Raw genomic sequence first — 16,637 nt, forward strand, 5'->3', positions numbered from 1 at the left:
TTATTTGAAATGTTGTTCTCTGTGGCTTAGAACAACATTTACCGGATATTTGTTTTTCAGGTGAGCTGCCAACTGCTCTGCTGAGTATACTGAACGGTGCTGACCGCCAGTGCATCCGAAGCTTACACTAAGATGTGAAAAACCTCTTGAAAGATATTTTTCTACAGATTGATCAACTAAAGAAAAAACTGGTAGAAGAAACGAGCTGACGCCTGATTTTTCTTCCAGGAAGTCAATTACTGGTTGGTCTCTACCTGTAAGTTGTTTGTATTCTTCATACCGTCCGGGGTTATGAATGGACCTACAGTCAAACACATATCCTCCACCATTGCCAGAGGTGTCTTCCGGAATTCCTTTTTTATAAGAGAAGCTGGTAATTGTAACAGTTAAAGAGCCTTTCTGTGTGCTAATGGATTTGAGAAACTCTGATTGACAAACCTTTTTTAGTACATTGAAAAGTTCGGGTAACTCAATTGGGATATTATTGTTCTCAAGTAGCCATGCCAGGTTGTATAACGCAAATGGAATACTTTTAAGGAAATGCTCTTTCTTTTCATAGAATCCACGAAATCCATAAGCGCCCATCGCTTGCATGATCCGAATAAGAACGTAACCGGTGAAATATGCTTTAAATTCCTCCCGGTCAGTTTCCTGGTAGTTTTCTAGTTCATCCAGATAAAACTCGAGTAATTCATTTCTTACCGCTTGAGGAATATCTGCTTTTGCATCATACAATAAAGACGCAAGGTCATATTGAAGCGCACCTTTTCGTCCTCCTTGGTAATCAATAAAATAGACTTTCCCTCCTTTTAGCATGATGTTGCGGGATTGAAAATCTCGGAATAGGAAAAAGTCCTTATCGGCTGCCAGCAAGTAGTCACTAAAAGCTTGAAAATCGTCTTCTAAAGCTTGCTCGTCAAATGCAATTTTTGCGAGCTTAAGAAAGTAGTATTTGAAGTAATTCAAATCCCACATCATGGATTGCTTGTCAAAGGCAGAACGAGGATAACAAACCTCGTAATTCAAATCCTTACCAGCCAATATTTGAATACGCGGAAGTTCTTTGAGTACTTTTTTGTATTCATTCACAATGGTGGGAGAAAACTCCTCCAGTTCGCGTGTTTTACTTAAAAAGTCAAATAAGGTAGTCGAGCCTAAATCCTCCTGCAAATAGCATGTTTTGGTTTGGTTAACTTCAAATATTTCGGGTACAGGAATGTTATTCTTTTTAAAATGAGTTGAAAACTCAATGAAAGCAATATTTTCTTTAATGTCTTGGTTGTAAGCACCAATTGCTTTATGATGATTGCTTTTTATTCTGCAATATTCGCGATATGAGCCAGAAGGTGGCAGTAACTCAAATGCAGTCATTTCTTCATTAAAATGACTTTCATAAAGTTTAATTAATTCTTCTTTTATTTTTAGTTCCAAAACGGTCCGTATTTTTGATGAGAAACAAAGATAAAAGAAAAATACAGGCTTTACAGAAAACATTTTTGGACTATTGTGATAATACCTGAGTGTTTTTCTATATTTATCAAAAAATAAGGACTTCATTATGAAAGTGTTTTATCACCGATTAATTGCGACTTTTCATGTACTATTGGTAACATTCGGTTTTGTATTTGTTGTGTCACTGATATTGAGTTTCACTACAATTCCTTATTATGCTTACCATTGGCTGGGAACAAGTGTGTCTGAGATTGCTGAAAAACCTGAATATATTGTTTTGTTGGGAGGTGGTGGAATGCCAAGCGAATCGAACTTAATGCGGATATATTATACGGCACATGCCGCTGAAATATTTCCTGAAAGTAAAGTGATTGTTAGCATACCCGGAAAGTTGTGGGATGAGAAAAGTACACCTGTTTTGGTCGGAAAGGAACTGCAGGTTCATGGCGTGGATTCAGCTCGCATCGTATTTGAAGCCAATGGCACCAATACTCGTTCTCAAGCATTGAATTTGCGGATGTTTAATGGAGAGGTGATGGTAAATAAATCGATCTTGTTGGTGTCTTCTCCCGAACATCTGAGAAGGGCTGTGTTGAGTTTTCAGAAGGCCGGATTTGAACGGGTAAATGCTTTGCCTGCGTTTGAAAATGCATTGGAAGCCAATTTGGTATTTACGGATGACAAATTGGGTGGAAATAGGTTTTTGGTTCCTGATGTTGGAAGTAACATTTCAATTCGGTACCAATTCTGGAATCACTTGAAATATGAAATTATGGTTGCCAGAGAAATAGTGGCAATGTCTTATTATAAATTGCGGGCATGGATATAGTTTTTGAGAAATCGGGAGGGTGTGAAGGTGTGAAGGTGTGAAAATGAGAGAGTGAGAGAATAAAACATCCAGCGTCTAGCGTCAAACTTTGTTTACTTTTCAAATCGTTTACCCCACCAAGCTTTAAGGCGCTCCTTTATTTTTAGCTCGCCAGCATTGTTTTGAGGAGTGTAAAAACGCACTTTTTTAATTTTCTCTGGAAGGAAATCCTGTTCAACAAAATTACCGCTGTACGCATGGGCATATTTATAATCTTTCGAATAGCCCAAATCTTTCATCAATTTGGTTGGTGCATTTCTAATGTGCAAAGGAACTGGAAGGTTGCCGGTTTCCTTCACTAATTGTTGAGCTTTATTAATGGCTTCGTAAGCCGAATTACTTTTCGGAGAAGTTGCCAAATAGATTGTGCACTCGGACAAAATTATTCTTGACTCTGGTGGACCAATTTGATGCACGGCATCAAAAGTACTTTGAGCCAGTAACAAGGCGTTTGGATTTGCCAGCCCAATATCCTCCGCAGCCAGAATAACAAGCCTTCTGGAAATGAATTTCACATCCTCACCACCTTCAATCATGCGAGCCAGCCAATAGACCGCACCATCCGGATCTCCTCCGCGAATACTTTTAATAAATGCAGAAATGATGTCGTAATGCATTTCCCCGTTTTTGTCGTAGATCGCCAGGTTATTTTGCAGGCGTTCAGTTACAATCTCGTTGGTTATTACTATCTTTTCTTTTTCCTCCGCATGAACGACCAACTCCAATACATTTAGCAATTTACGGGCATCTCCACCTGAAAAACGAAGCAATGATTCATGTTCCTTGAATACGATTTTTTTCTCTTTAAGATCGATATCTTTATTAACGGCCAGATCAAGGATTTTCAATAAACTATCTTTCTCCAAATGTTTAAGTACGTATACTTGACAGCGGGAGAGGAGGGGCGAAATTACCTCAAAGGATGGATTTTCTGTAGTAGCGCCTATTAAGGTCACTAAGCCTTGTTCCACAGCACCCAACAACGAATCCTGTTGAGCTTTGCTAAAACGGTGAATCTCGTCAATAAACAGGATTGGGTTGGGGTTATTGAAAAACTGCTGCTTTTTTGCTTTGTCAATAACTTCGCGCACATCTTTCACGCCCGAACTTATGGCGCTAAGAATATAAAACGGTCTTTCGAGCGTATTGGCAATAATCTTTGCTAAAGTTGTCTTTCCAACGCCGGGAGGGCCCCATAAAATAAGGGATGAAATATTACCGGATTCGATCATTTTGCGCAAAACAGCACCTACTCCGACCAGATGTTCCTGTCCAATGTAATCGTCCAGTGTTTTTGGACGAAGCCGTTCTGCTAATGGAATCGAACTCATTGTTAGATATTTCTATTTCTACTTTCCTTGTATAGCTTATTAAACCGGATATAAACCGGAGTAAAAGGAATAAGGATAAAAAGGGTAAGAAGATGGTTGATGTGAAGTAGCATTAGCGTTATCAATGTTAAAAACATCAGTACAACCAAAAAAATAATTATTGGTCGGTACCAGGCCATGCTTTTCATCAGCTCATCATTGGTCATTTCTTTAACTTTTTTCATATCAGTTACAGTAACGTTTAATAATATTATATGCATCTTGAATTCCAAGCTCTCCGGCCCGGCTTAAATCGATCGCTCCACCTTCAACATCATCCAGGTAAATTTTTGTCAATCCACGATTAAAATATGCTTCTGCAAAATCTGGCTGATATTCAATTGCTTTATTTAGATGAGTGATTGCTTCCTGATAACGTTCTAATTTACAAAGAATGTAGGCTTGATTAAAATATGCGAAAGGAAATTTTGGATTGATTGAAATACAAACCTGGTAATCATTCAATATATCTTGGTAGTCAGTTATAATTTTAACCTGCTTTTTCTGATCTTGCTGAGAGCTACCAACTGGAATTGTAATGTCTTCAGAATAGTCTGGTAACGATTCAAGTAGCTCGACCATTTTTACCCGGCAATTTGCACGACTAAAGTGTGCCAGCGTATTTTTTTCGTCGAGCTCAATTGCTTTGTTAAAGTCAATCAAAGCATCGTTATATTCGTTTGTGAGTAATTTAAAAATACCTCTACTCAGGTAGTTTTCAGTTACTTTGTTTTGTTCAATTTTGGCATTGAAATACAGAATGTTGTTATTGAATTCGCTTTGATATTGTTTTTCTTCCTGGTTGGAAATGGTCATGGTAGGGGTGTAGTTGTTGAAACTGTTCAGGCGTTCCAAAGCCAGGTTGTAATATTGCAGTCGATCAAAATCAACAATACTCGAACTGAAGGAGGATATTACAAAGATGTCTTGCAAATCAATAACAATGTTTCGGTTTTGAATTCGGCCATCTTCCGATTCTTCGGTATCATCTGTTGGTAAATTACGGGTGTCCGCCAATGAAAGCCTGAACCTGCGACGATCACGTTGTTCCTTTGTCTCTTCCTGTGGTTCTTTTTTCTGTGTTGAAGGACGGTTTTGCGTTTGAGCTGGTGGCTTCTGTTGTGTGTTTTGCGCTTGTTGTTGGTTTTGGGTATTCTGATTTTGTGTGTTTGATCCAGCTTGTTGTTGTTGTTGTTGTTGTTGTTGTTGTTGTTGTTGTTGTTGTTGTTGTTGTTGTGCTAACGCATCTTCGTCAATCATACGTTGCCTGATGTCCAATTTAGGATCCAGCTTAGCTGCATATTCATAGTCTTTTTCAAAGCCGGGGATTTTTAGTATTTCCTTAGCAATTCCCCTGTTGAAATAGGCATTCGGCAGCGTTGGATTCAGATCAAGTGCCATGTTGTAATCCATAATAGCACCTTCATAATCTTCCAGCTTTTGCTTCACAATTCCCCGGTTGTTGAATGCGTATGCATTTTGCGGATCAAGTTTAAGTGTCTGGTCAAAATCGCGCAAGGCAGCCGCGTAGTCTTCCAATTCAAAACGTGCTAATCCTCTCAGTAAATAAGCATTGGCAAAGTGCGGGCGAATGATAATTGCCCGATTTAAATCACGAATACCTTCTTTGGTATCGCCTTTCAAAATATTTGCATTGCTTCGGTTTATCAAAGCATTTATAAACTGAGGATTGATCTCCAATGCTTTGTTGTAGTCAGCTATTGCACCTTCAACGTCTTTTTGTGAAAACTTGGCAATACCCCGATTGTTATAAATTGCCGGGTTTGACGGATCTAAATCCAATGCTTTGTTATAATCTGAAATTGCTTCTTCATAGTTGTTCAACTCTAGGAAAGCCAAGCCTCTGTACATGAAAGCATCAGGATAATAGGGTTTTATGCTGATAGCTTTGTTGTAATCCTCAATGGCACCACGAAAATCTTCCAGCTGATGTTTAGCAGCTCCACGATAAAAATAAGGCTCCGGTAATTGCGGTTTAAATTTGATGACAATGTTGAAATTCTCAATGGCTCCAACATAGTTTCCAATTTGAATGCGGGTACGCCCCACACGCATATAGTGACTTATATTTAACTGGGCATGTGCGACACTGCCAATCAGTAACAAAATGAGAGCTAGTTTAATTTTCATGAGGCGCAATTTACAAAGAGCAAAAATAATATTTTAGCTGGGATGGATTAGTTTTTCGTAATTTTATTGAAATTTTGATTTTTTAACAAAAATTGAACCAATGACAGAACGATGCAATTGGAGTACTTCAAACTCCCTAATGATAAAGTACCATGATGAAGAGTGGGGTGTACCTCTACATGATGATCAAAAGTTATTTGAATTTTTTGTATTGGAAGGTTTTCAAGCGGGCCTAAGTTGGCAAATCGTTTTAAATAAACGGGAAAATTTCAGGAAGGCATTTGATAATTTTGATCCTGTAAAAGTTGCTGCATACGATGAGAAAAAGTACAACGAACTGATTAGTGATGCAGGAATAATCAGAAATAAAGCTAAAATAGCTGCGTGCATCAATAATGCTCAACGTTTTTTGGAGGTGCAAAAAGAGTTTGGAAGCTTTGATAAATACATTTGGTCATTTGTAGATTATAAGCCGATTGTAAATAAGTTCACTTCTCTGGATCAATTGCCTGCAAAAACTCCCTTGTCAGATACTATTTCAGCAGACTTAAAAAAGAGAGGTTTTAAGTTTGTAGGCTCAACGGTGATTTATGCACATATGCAGGCCACTGGGATGGTTAATGATCATTTAGTTTCCTGCTTTCGTCATTTAGAAGTGAATGATCTGATATAGCATAAAGTTTTTAGCATCAATTTTTTGGGAGGTGCAATCAATAAAAAACAACTTAATATCCTGCAGCTTGTCCGTCTTTTCTACTTTCTGAGGCGCCCCTGTAGACTTTGTTCTTTGCATCCCACATGATGGCTTGGTAACCACCATAATAGCCTCCGAATCCAACCTTGTGTCCTCTCGAAACTAATTCGTGGACGGTTTCAAAAGGGATACCTGATTCAACTTTTATTTCGCCTGAATTCGAATGATTTTCACCTGTCGGAGTAGATGAGCCGGTATGTTCCCATCTTGGAGCATCACCAGCTTCTTGTAGGTTCATACCGAAGTCAATTAAATTCATAATGATTTGCGTGTGGCCCTGTGGTTGAAAATCTCCCCCCATGACACCGAAGCTCACAAATGGTTCTCCGTTTTTTGTAATGAATGCAGGAATGATCGTGTGAAATGGTCTTTTACCCGGCTCGTAAGTGTTTGCCTGTCCTCTCTTTAAACTGAACAATTCGCCCCGATCCTGCAGCATAAAACCAAGTTTAGGTGGCACCATGCCAGAACCCATGCCCCTGTAATTACTTTGAATTAGGGAAACCATATTCCCATATTGATCAGCAGTTGTTAGATAAATAGTTTCTCCAGTACTAATTTCTCCGGCATTGTACTTTCCTGCGCGGTTGGTTATAAGCATCTTTCTCTCTTTTGTATATTGGTCTGAGATTAATTCAGATACGGGTACCTTCGCAAAATCCATATCTGCATAATATTTTGCCCGATCTTCAAAAGCAAGTTTTTTAGCCTCGGTAAACAAATGGAGATGTTGAGTGCTTCCAAAATCGATTTCTGAAAGATCAAATTCTTCAAGAATCTGCAACATTTGCAAGGCAGCTATTCCCTGACCATTGGGTGGGAGCTCCCAAATATCATATCCCCGATAGTTAATAGATACTGGTTCAACCCATTCTGAATGGTGATTACCGAAATCTGACTTTGATAAAAATCCACCTTGACTTTGTATAAAATCCGCAATTGTGCTGGCTATTTCACCTTTATAAAAGCCATCTCGTCCTTTATTTGCAATAAGTCGATAAGTTTCAGCAAGGTAAGGATTCTTGTAAATTTCCCCTTCCTTTGGGAGAGTTCCTCCATTTTGATTGATATAGGTGTCAATTACATTGGGAAACTTTTTATGAACTCTCGTGCCAATTTCAAGGTAATAACTAATGAGTTGTGTTAGCGGAAATCCTTTCTCGGCATATTCAATTGCAGGTTCCAGAAGTTCGCTCATTTTTAAAGAACCAAACTTTTTGTTTAGCTCAAACCAGCCGTCAACGGCACCTGGAACACTTATAGGAAGTGGGCCGTATGCAGGAATCTTATCCATCCCTTTTTCTTCAAAATATTCAAGCGTAAGTTTTTGAGGTGAGCGTCCACTTGCATTTAATCCATAAAGTTTTTGGGTTTTAGCATCCCAAATAATCGCGAACAAATCGCCACCAATGCCACTTCCGGTCGGTTCCATTAGTCCAAGTGCTGCGTTGGCTGCAATGGCTGCGTCAACTGCATTTCCGCCTTTTTTGAGAATATCCAGCCCTATTTGTGTTGCCAATGGATGACTGGTTGCTACCATTCCATTTTGGGCAATAACTTCTGATCGGGTTGCAAAAAGTTTTCCGTTGATTCTGTCTTGAGCAAAAAGACTAATTGTTAGAAAGATAACAGTAACGATGGGCAGAATTATTCGCTTCATATTGCAGATTTAGTTAGTGCGATTGAATGTACTATGCTTTTTTTGAAAAAGCAACTTGTTCGCTTCCTGCCATTCCAATAAGTTGAATCTTAGCTCTGCTTGTTTTCTGATTATATAAATCTTTCGAGAGCTTCCATAAAAAGCTTTGGTTGCTCGGCATGAAGCCAATGTCCTGCGTTGGGGATCGTGGAAATCTGAACTTCAGGATAAATTTCTTTGATTTTAATAATGTCCGTATCTGTAATGTATTCAGAATCGGCTCCTTTGATAAATAAAGTGGGATAATTGAAAATGGGCATTCTGTCTTCAAACCATCGATAATTTACGCCACTAATTATCTCATCGAGGTAATCAAATAATACATCAACATTAATTCGGCAGTCGAATTTTTTAGTTTCCTTGTTTCTGTAAACGTTCTTTAATAAGAATAAAACCAGGTTGTCGACATCAAGCTTCAGCTTCAAAAAATCAGCTATTTCTTCCCGACTTTCAAATTGCTGGTTCCTCACTTCTTTTAAGGATTCCAAAATATATTGATGCAAATAATATTGGCTTTTTTCTTCCAGTTCAAAATAGTTTTTTGGTGAAATGTCAGCTACGATTAATTTATTGACTTTTTCGGGATAATCTGCAGCAAATGCCATCGCCGTTTTTCCGCCCATGGAGTGCCCGACAATTGTCGCTTTTTCGATATGATGCTCCTCAAAAAAGGAGGCCAAATCTTCAGTCATATCTTCGTAGGTGTGAGAGTCGGCATTCGGAGATCGACCATGATTGCGTTGATCAACCATGTAAACATGAAAATTTTGCCCCAATTTTTTTCCAACCGTCAGCCAGTTGTCAGATGATCCGTACAGACCATGGACAATCACAATGGTTGATTTATTTTCTTTACCTTCTTCCCGAAAAAAGAGTTTCATGTTAAGGTATATTTGGGGTATTGTAAAATTGCTGTGACTCAAACAATCCTTTATTTATTCAATCCTTCAGTCCTTGAATCTTTCAATCCCTCATCAGGGTTTTATACATTCAAGGTATTCATGAATCGTATTTCGAAGTCCTAGGTAAAGAGCATCAGCAATTAACGCATGGCCAATTGAAACTTCCTCAATGTAAGGAATCTTATCAATCAGGTATTTCAAATTCTTTAAACTGAGGTCGTGCCCTGCGTTGATTCCCAATCCTAATTCCTTGGCAAATTCGGCAGCTTCAACAAACGGAGCTATTGCCTTTTCAGGGTTTGTCGGATAAATAGTTGCGTAGGGTTCTGTGTAGAGCTCAATTCGATCGGCCCCAGCCAATTTTGCTCCTTCAATCGCTTTTAAGTCGGGATCAACAAAAACAGAAGTGCGAATTCCAGCCTGATGTAATCTGGAGATAACATCTCTTAAAAAATCAGCGTGCTCCCAGGTATTCCACCCATGATCCGAAGTTAATTGTCCTGGCCCATCGGGAACCAATGTTGCCTGATCAGCATTCACTTCAGTCACCAAATTTAAAAAATCTTCACTGGGGTATCCTTCAATATTTAACTCGGTGCGAATGTGTGGTTTAATGTCATAAACATCTTGCCTGCGAATATGTCTTTCATCAGGGCGGGGATGAACAGTAATGCCTTCAGCACCAAATTTTTGACAGTTGATAGCAGCCTCCATAACGTTCGGGATATTACCTCCACGAGAGTTTCTTAATGTTGCTATTTTATTTATATTTACACTAAGTCTGGTCATGTTCTCATAAATTGGGCTGCAAGTTACAACTTAGAATTGAAACAATCGTAAACGAATTGAAAAGTTTTGATAGCAAAACAACTCATATCAGAAGTGATTCCATCTCTAAGACTCAATGATACCGGGCAAAAGGCGTTGAATTGGATGGAGGTTTTCCGGATATCACATTTGCCGGTGGTGAATGAACATGAGTATATCGGTTTGATTGCAGATAAAAGTATTTATGATCTGAATCTGACAGAAAAAATCATGGATGATTGCCGGGAACATATGATGACCCCTCACGTCCACACTAATCAGCATATTTACGAAGTTGTATCAGTCATTTCAGAATTGAAAATTAGTATCGTTCCTGTACTTGATTTGCATCATCAGTACATGGGGGTAATTACGGTATCAGATTTGGCACAAAAATTTGCAGACCTGGTAGCCGTTCATGAGCCCGGCGGCGTTATTCTTTTGGAGCTTACGCCACTTGAATACTCACTTGCCGAGATTGCGCAAATTGTGGAAGGGAATGATGCCAAGATTTTGAGTTTGTATGTCTATCGCGATAAAGATTCAAAAAAAATGATCGTCACCCTAAAAGTTAATAAGATTGATTTGTCACCAATCATCCAAACCTTTGTCAGGTACGATTATTCCATTGCTGCTGTATTTATGGATGAATCGATCCTTAATAATATGTATGATGACCGACTGAATCAGTTGTTAAAGTACATGGACATTTAGAAGAAAAATATGATAATTGCCATTTTTGGAACAAGTATAGATCCCGGTTTTTCTACCGATTTAGGCCGAATCTTTTTAGCACTAAAAGAACGGAAAATTAAAGTTTTTATGTATCGTCCGTTTTACGACTTTGTAAAAAGGAACTGCCATATTCAACCGGATTTGGATGGATTTTTTACTTCTGGTGATGATTTGCCGGATCGTGTGCGTTTGCTTTTTAGTATTGGTGGAGACGGAACTTTTCTAAAATCTGTAATGTCTTTAAAAAATAAATCAATTCCGGTTGTTGGGATTAATCTGGGACGGCTTGGTTTCTTGTCTGACATTTCTCGCGATGGAATGGACGATGCTATCGACTTGATCTTAAATGAAAAATACGAGATCGAAAAACGATCAGTATTAAAAGTTGAAGGGCAAAACGGACTATTTGGTGATTTCAACTATGCTTTAAACGAAATTACGGTAACTAAATTAGATACATCAGCGATGATCAATATTCACACTTATGTGGATGATGAATTTTTAAATACCTACTGGGCTGATGGAATCATTATTTCAACGCCAACCGGATCAACAGCATATTCCTTGAGTGTTGGAGGGCCAATTCTTACTCCCGATTCACAAAATTTTGTGATTAGCCCAATTGCTCCGCACAACCTGACCGTTCGTCCAATTGTGGTGCCTGATCATTATCGCTTAAAATTGCGTGTAGAAGGTCGCGGTACTCAGTTTTTGGCCTCTTTGGATTCTCGGTCAAAAGCGATGAACTTTCCTGGCGAATTGATGATTTATAAAGCTGACTTTCATGTTAAAACATTAAAGCTTGAAGAGCACAGCTTTTTCAGTACCTTGCGCAATAAATTGATGTGGGGCGCTGACAAGAGAAATTAATCAATTCTGCTTAACAATTTTTAACCTCTATTTCGGTTTTATAATAGGCAGTCGGTACGATGTTTTGAGAATTATATTACTTTTGTAGCTCTTGAAAGGTGTTATGTTTAGGAATATAATTTATTATTTCAGAATTAATTGCCGGGCTGTCTTTTGTAAAAATGGTTTCACGAAAAAAGATAGTCAATGAAACAAATAGTGCTTATTGCATTTAGTTTGCTGGTTTTTAGTCAGACACGTGCACAGGAGTCTGCTGATATTGGAATCTGGGCAGGCGTTGGTAGTTATTTTGGAGACATGACACAAATTGAAATGCAACGTTCTTTGAAGCCAGCAATTGGTGGATTTGTAAGATACAATTTCAATCCGCGAGCAAGTTTGCGGGGAGGATTTTTGACAGGTGATATTCGAGGTGATGGTGAATTTGAAGGAAAAGCCTGGTTGTTTCAGAAAGCAGTAACTGACTTATATCTAATGGGTGAGTTTAACTTCTTTAAATATACAATCGGTGACCCGAAGAATAGTATCACAACCTATTTGTTAGGTGGAATTGGAGGAAGTATCTATAAATACAATTACATGCCAAGTATGTTGTATCGTAGGGTTGGATATCTGAATGAAATACCGGGCTCAGTGGTAACTTTGCCAAATGCAGCCGATCCTGTTCAGAATTTATTCATTCCGTATGAGGAAAACCTGTTTGCTTTTAATACGAATTTAGGATTCGGATTCAAGTTTAATATTGGAGAACGGATGGGTGTTGGATTTGAAGGGCAACTAAGGAAATATTACAACGATAAGCTGGATAATTTGGATGATCCAAGAAAAAGTTATGTCAGGGATGAAGTTGATCCAACAATGTTAAATTGGACAATGTACACCGAAAAATGGCATAACAACGATTGGACTGTTTATTGGGGAGTTCATGTGACCTATAAATTTTACATGAAGAACAAATCATGCCCCGTTTATGAAAGTATAAATTAGATTAATGTCGATTACAAAAGATAATATCATTGCAAGTAAGTTACCAAGCCACATAGCCATCATTATGGATGGAAATGGGCGCTGGGCAGCCCAGCACGGCAACGAGCGGATTTTCGGCCATGAGCATGGCGTTGAATCAGTTCGTTCTGTTGTGGAAGGAGCAGGCGAGGTTGGTGTTAAATATCTAACCCTTTATGCTTTTTCAACTGAAAACTGGAGTCGACCAAAAGAAGAGATTGATGCATTGATGGGGTTGTTGGTGCAGGCAATCAATGATGAAACAGACAAGCTTAAAGAGAAAAATGTGAGGTTGCAGATGATTGGTGATTACGAGAGCTTGCCTGCCGATGTCCAGAAAAAACTGGATTGGTCAATCAATGAATTGAAAGAATGTGATGGATTAACATTAATACTTGCTTTAAGCTACAGCGCACGCTGGGAGATTAGTGAAGCAATGAAAAAAATAGGCCGTAAAATACAAAGCGGCGAATTGAAACCGGAAGAAATTACCAAAGAACTAATTGATAAACACCTTGCCACCGCAGGAATACCAGACCCAGAGTTGCTTATTCGAACCAGTGGGGAAAGTAGGATAAGCAATTTTTTATTATGGCAGATCGCTTACTCAGAACTTTTTTTCACGCCAAAATTATGGCCTGACTTTAGAAAAGAAGATTTATTTGAAGCTATCTGTGATTTTCAAAGTAGAGAACGTCGGTTTGGTAAAACCAGTCAACAATTAGTGAGCTAAACAATTCGTAGAAAATGCGTAAACTGAAACTTTTTTTTATTCTGATCTTAGTAAGTGTGGGTGCCTTTGCGCAGGTTGCAGACAGTACTAATTTCTCAATTTATTATTCTAGTCCGAAGAAATATGAGATAGCCGGTATTAAAGTAGTGGGAATCCGCTATTTGGATACTGATGTTTTGATTCAAATTTCAGGACTGAGTGTTGGAGATGAAGTTAGTGTTCCCGGAGATGAAATCTCTGGTGCCATTAAAAAACTTTGGAGCCACCAAATGTTTTCCGATGTGAAAATTGAGGCGCAAAAAATTGTAGGGGACAAAATCTGGTTAAATATCCATTTGCAGGAGATGCCCCGATTGGCCGATGTAAACTTTTATGGGGTCAGTAAATCAGAAAAAGATGATATAACGGAAAAGGTTCTTTTATTGAAAGGAAGTCAGGTTACTGAAAACCAACTTAATAATGCAGAGCGTATTATTAAAGGCATCTTTCTTGAAAAAGGTTTCTTGAATACCGATGTGAATATTGTACAAAAGGATGATACTATACAGGATAATAGTGTGATTCTTGATATTTATGTTGATAAGAAAGAGAAAGTTAAAGTTGAGGAAATAGTTTACCATGGTGTCGAAAAAGTAAAACCTAAAATGCTCGACCGTGCCATGAAGAAAACGAATGCCCGTAAGCTGAGAAACTTCTTTCAAACCAAAAAGTTCCTGGAAGATAAGTTTGACGAGGACAAAATCAACGTCGTTAAAAAATACAATGAAAAAGGATACCGGGATGCTACGATCGTTGCAGATTCTGTGACGAGTTTGGAAGACGATCGTGTACGTATTGATATATGGGTAGATGAAGGAAATAAGTATTATTTCAGAGATATTGATTGGATCGGAAACACAGTATATCCTGAATCATTTCTTGAAGCTGTTTTAGGAATTAAGAAAGGTGATGTGTTTGATCAGAAATTGCTTGATAAACGTTTGAATGAGGACGATGATGCCGTAAGTAATTTATACCTGGATAAGGGTTATCTGTTTTTTAACTTGAACCCTGTTGAGGTAAATGTGACCACAGACTCGATCGATTACGAGATGAGACTTTTTGAAGGAAGTCAGGCAACCATTAACAAGGTAATTATTGAAGGAAATACCAAAACACATGAGCATGTTGCAAGAAGGGAACTTCGCACATTGCCAGGTGACTTATTCAGCAAAACTAATATTATTCGTTCTGTGAGGGAGCTTTCTCAACTTGGACACTTTGATCCGGAAGCAATTAACCCTGTGCCAATACCACACCCTGAGGATGGAACGGTAGATATTAAGTACGAATTACAGGAAAAAGCAAACGACCAGATTGAGCTATCAGGTGGTTGGGGAGCAAATATGTTTGTTGGTACTGTCGGTTTGAAATTCTCAAATTTCTCAGTGCGAAATATCATGAATAAAGAAGCCTGGAGGCCTTTACCAACAGGTGATGGACAGACTTTAAGTGTGAGGGCGCAAACAAGTGGTAAGTTTTATCAATCATATAGTTTCTCATTTGTTGAACCATGGTTGGGTGGAAAGAAACCGAATTCGTTCTCACTTTCATTCTCACATTCAAAAGTAAATTATTCAGCAAATAATTATTATAACAACTATTCCAGTCCTTATGGCTCTGGTTACGGTTATTCTCCTTATGGCAGCTCATATGGCTATGGAGGTTATGGTGGTGGCTATGGTGGTTATTCCCCATATGGTTACTCTCCTTATGGCTATGGTGGCTATTCACCTTACGGTTATGGTGGTTATGATCCGGGAGATTATTACCAGTATGACACTGGTGATCCGGAACAAGACCAAATACAGATTACAACTGCGGTAGCTTTAGGTTATGGTTATCGTTTATCTTGGCCTGATGACTACTTTACTGTATATCATGAAGCATCATTGGAACACTATAAACTGCAAAACATGGCCAGTTACTATTACTTTTTAAGTGATGGCGAAAATAGTAGTGGTAATGGTGGTTTTAACAACTTAAGTTTCAAAACCGTTTTTGGAAGAAACTCAGTTGATAATCCTTTGTATTCAAGAACTGGTTCAGAGTTTTCATTGGCACTTCAATTTACGCCTCCATTCTCATTATTTAATGACATTGATTATAGTGATCCGGATATCTCAAATCAGGAAAAATATAAATGGATTGAATACCACAAATGGAAATTTAAGGGAGCATTATTTACTCCTGTTTCTAAAAATAATAACCTGGTACTTCATACCAAAGTTGAGTATGGTTTCTTAGGATATTTTGATAAGAACCGTCGTTCACCATTCGAAAAATTCCGTGTTGGTGGATCCGGTATGTCAGGATATAATTTTTACGGGGCAGATATCGTTTCATTGAGAGGTTATAAGGATTATAGTCTGAGCCGGACAACTGGCTCTGACATGTATAACAAATTGACGATGGAATTACGTTATCCGGTAACATTGAAACCTTCAGCTACGATTTATGTGCTTGGATTCATGGAAGCTGGTAATGCCTGGGATGAATTTCAAGATTACAATCCTTTTGATTTGAAACGTTCTGCTGGTTTAGGTGTTCGCATCTTCCTGCCAATGTTTGGGCTGATGGGAATCGATTGGGGATATGGATTTGATGAAGTTAACGGAGATGCATCGGTTGGAGGAAGTCAATTCCACTTCGTTATCGGCCAGCAGTTCTGATAGTTATAAATTTGGCTTAGTATTTGTTTAAACTGAAATCAGTAAAAACTTTTAAAATAAATGCCATGAAGAGAATAGTATTAATCGCAGCGTTGTTTTTTGCCGTTTCAATAGCAATGGCACAAAAGTATGCATTTGTTGACACCGAATATATATTAGATAATATTCCTGCTTACAATGCAGCACAGGAGCAGTTGGATCAAATTTCCCGACAATATCAGAAAGAGCTTGAAACAATGCATGCTGAGATTGAGCAGATGTATAATGATTTTCAGGCTGAAGCAGTATTGCTCTCAGAAGATATGAAAAGGAAACGTGAAGATGTTATTATCTCCAAAGAGAAAGAATACAAAGGACTTCAACGGAAATATTTTGGACCTGATGGAGACTTGTTTAAAAAGCGTCAGGGATTGGTGAAACCAATTCAGGATGACATTTTTAATGCAGTGCAGGAGATTGCTAATGATGGCAGTTACGCTGTTATTTTTGATAAAGCCGGAGGGCTTACAATGCTTTATACAAACCCCAAATTCGATCTTAGTGATCAGGTGCTTGAAAAGCTTGGTTATAAGAATTAATG

At 38.3% G+C, this 16,637-nt stretch carries 15 protein-coding genes; 8 read left to right on the forward strand and 7 right to left on the reverse strand.

Annotated features, from left to right (window positions below; all coding sequences use genetic code 11):
- A complete protein-coding gene (locus ACUNWD_RS00720; protein ID WP_445585840.1) occupies positions 1-1,557 on the reverse strand; it encodes a RapZ C-terminal domain-containing protein in 1,557 nt (518 codons plus the stop codon).
- Between the two features lies 1 nt (position 1,558).
- Between ACUNWD_RS00720 and ACUNWD_RS00725 the strand changes: the two genes are divergently transcribed.
- Positions 1,559-2,281 carry a YdcF family protein gene (locus ACUNWD_RS00725; RefSeq protein ID WP_445585841.1) on the forward strand — a complete coding sequence of 241 codons (723 nt, stop codon included), beginning with the start codon at positions 1,559-1,561 and terminating at the stop codon, positions 2,279-2,281.
- A gap of 92 nt (positions 2,282-2,373) precedes the next feature.
- On the opposite strand, the gene ACUNWD_RS00730 is transcribed toward ACUNWD_RS00725, so the two are convergent.
- Genes ACUNWD_RS00730 through ACUNWD_RS00740 form a run of 3 tightly spaced genes read right to left on the reverse strand, consistent with a single transcriptional unit; the run spans position 2,374 to position 5,841 of the window.
- Entirely contained in the window at positions 2,374-3,651 is a 1,278-nt protein-coding gene (locus ACUNWD_RS00730) for a replication-associated recombination protein A (protein ID WP_445585842.1), read from the reverse strand.
- A 2-nt stretch (positions 3,652-3,653) separates the two neighbouring features.
- Positions 3,654-3,875: a hypothetical protein gene (locus ACUNWD_RS00735; RefSeq protein ID WP_445585843.1), complete on the reverse strand. Its 222-nt coding sequence runs from the start codon at positions 3,873-3,875 to the stop codon at positions 3,654-3,656.
- A 1-nt stretch (position 3,876) separates the two neighbouring features.
- Complete coding sequence (locus ACUNWD_RS00740) at positions 3,877-5,841, reverse strand: tetratricopeptide repeat protein (protein WP_445585844.1); 1,965 nt, start codon at positions 5,839-5,841, stop codon at positions 3,877-3,879.
- A gap of 100 nt (positions 5,842-5,941) precedes the next feature.
- Here ACUNWD_RS00740 and ACUNWD_RS00745 point away from each other — a divergent pair, with 100 nt between their 5' ends.
- Positions 5,942-6,514, forward strand: coding sequence for a DNA-3-methyladenine glycosylase I (locus tag ACUNWD_RS00745; RefSeq protein ID WP_445585845.1), 573 nt, complete (start codon positions 5,942-5,944; stop codon positions 6,512-6,514).
- 52 nt (positions 6,515-6,566) lie between these two features.
- Here ACUNWD_RS00745 and ggt read toward each other — a convergent pair whose 3' ends face one another.
- The 3 genes from ggt to ACUNWD_RS00760 form a co-directional block, all read right to left on the reverse strand.
- A complete protein-coding gene (gene ggt, locus ACUNWD_RS00750) occupies positions 6,567-8,255 on the reverse strand; it encodes a gamma-glutamyltransferase (RefSeq protein WP_445585846.1) in 1,689 nt (562 codons plus the stop codon).
- A 110-nt stretch (positions 8,256-8,365) separates the two neighbouring features.
- Entirely contained in the window at positions 8,366-9,175 is an 810-nt protein-coding gene (locus ACUNWD_RS00755; protein WP_445585847.1) for an alpha/beta fold hydrolase, read from the reverse strand.
- A 93-nt stretch (positions 9,176-9,268) separates the two neighbouring features.
- Positions 9,269-9,985 (reverse strand): pyridoxine 5'-phosphate synthase, encoded by a 717-nt coding sequence (locus ACUNWD_RS00760; protein ID WP_445585848.1) that lies wholly within the window; start codon positions 9,983-9,985, stop codon positions 9,269-9,271.
- Positions 9,986-10,051: 66 nt separating this feature from the next.
- Between ACUNWD_RS00760 and ACUNWD_RS00765 the strand changes: the two genes are divergently transcribed.
- From ACUNWD_RS00765 to ACUNWD_RS00790, 6 genes are all read left to right on the forward strand, one after another.
- Positions 10,052-10,717: a CBS domain-containing protein gene (locus ACUNWD_RS00765; protein WP_445585849.1), complete on the forward strand. Its 666-nt coding sequence runs from the start codon at positions 10,052-10,054 to the stop codon at positions 10,715-10,717.
- 9 nt (positions 10,718-10,726) lie between these two features.
- Positions 10,727-11,608 (forward strand): NAD kinase, encoded by an 882-nt coding sequence (locus ACUNWD_RS00770; RefSeq protein WP_445585850.1) that lies wholly within the window; start codon positions 10,727-10,729, stop codon positions 11,606-11,608.
- A gap of 186 nt (positions 11,609-11,794) precedes the next feature.
- Positions 11,795-12,595: a DUF6089 family protein gene (locus tag ACUNWD_RS00775; RefSeq protein WP_445585851.1), complete on the forward strand. Its 801-nt coding sequence runs from the start codon at positions 11,795-11,797 to the stop codon at positions 12,593-12,595.
- Between the two features lie 4 nt (positions 12,596-12,599).
- On the forward strand, positions 12,600-13,346 hold the full coding sequence (locus ACUNWD_RS00780) for an isoprenyl transferase (protein WP_445585852.1): 747 nt from the start codon (positions 12,600-12,602) through the stop codon (positions 13,344-13,346).
- A gap of 14 nt (positions 13,347-13,360) precedes the next feature.
- Positions 13,361-16,057, forward strand: coding sequence for a BamA/OMP85 family outer membrane protein (locus ACUNWD_RS00785; protein ID WP_445585853.1), 2,697 nt, complete (start codon positions 13,361-13,363; stop codon positions 16,055-16,057).
- A gap of 65 nt (positions 16,058-16,122) precedes the next feature.
- Positions 16,123-16,635, forward strand: coding sequence for an OmpH family outer membrane protein (locus ACUNWD_RS00790; RefSeq protein ID WP_445585854.1), 513 nt, complete (start codon positions 16,123-16,125; stop codon positions 16,633-16,635).
- The last annotated feature ends 2 nt before the right edge of the window (positions 16,636-16,637 follow it).

Source organism: Sunxiuqinia sp. A32 (genome assembly GCF_052690465.1).

Coding starts and splice junctions, on each gene's coding strand:
- ACUNWD_RS00720 (WP_445585840.1), bottom strand. CDS start 1,557: ATGAAGTCCTTATTTTTTGATAAATATAGAAAAACACTCAGGTATTAT.
- ACUNWD_RS00725 (WP_445585841.1), top strand. CDS start 1,559: ATGAAAGTGTTTTATCACCGATTAATTGCGACTTTTCATGTACTATTG.
- ACUNWD_RS00730 (WP_445585842.1), bottom strand. CDS start 3,651: ATGAGTTCGATTCCATTAGCAGAACGGCTTCGTCCAAAAACACTGGAC.
- ACUNWD_RS00735 (WP_445585843.1), bottom strand. CDS start 3,875: ATGAAAAAAGTTAAAGAAATGACCAATGATGAGCTGATGAAAAGCATG.
- ACUNWD_RS00740 (WP_445585844.1), bottom strand. CDS start 5,841: ATGAAAATTAAACTAGCTCTCATTTTGTTACTGATTGGCAGTGTCGCA.
- ACUNWD_RS00745 (WP_445585845.1), top strand. CDS start 5,942: ATGACAGAACGATGCAATTGGAGTACTTCAAACTCCCTAATGATAAAG.
- ggt (WP_445585846.1), bottom strand. CDS start 8,255: ATGAAGCGAATAATTCTGCCCATCGTTACTGTTATCTTTCTAACAATT.
- ACUNWD_RS00755 (WP_445585847.1), bottom strand. CDS start 9,175: ATGAAACTCTTTTTTCGGGAAGAAGGTAAAGAAAATAAATCAACCATT.
- ACUNWD_RS00760 (WP_445585848.1), bottom strand. CDS start 9,985: ATGACCAGACTTAGTGTAAATATAAATAAAATAGCAACATTAAGAAAC.
- ACUNWD_RS00770 (WP_445585850.1), top strand. CDS start 10,727: ATGATAATTGCCATTTTTGGAACAAGTATAGATCCCGGTTTTTCTACC.
- ACUNWD_RS00775 (WP_445585851.1), top strand. CDS start 11,795: ATGAAACAAATAGTGCTTATTGCATTTAGTTTGCTGGTTTTTAGTCAG.
- ACUNWD_RS00780 (WP_445585852.1), top strand. CDS start 12,600: ATGTCGATTACAAAAGATAATATCATTGCAAGTAAGTTACCAAGCCAC.
- ACUNWD_RS00785 (WP_445585853.1), top strand. CDS start 13,361: ATGCGTAAACTGAAACTTTTTTTTATTCTGATCTTAGTAAGTGTGGGT.
- ACUNWD_RS00790 (WP_445585854.1), top strand. CDS start 16,123: ATGAAGAGAATAGTATTAATCGCAGCGTTGTTTTTTGCCGTTTCAATA.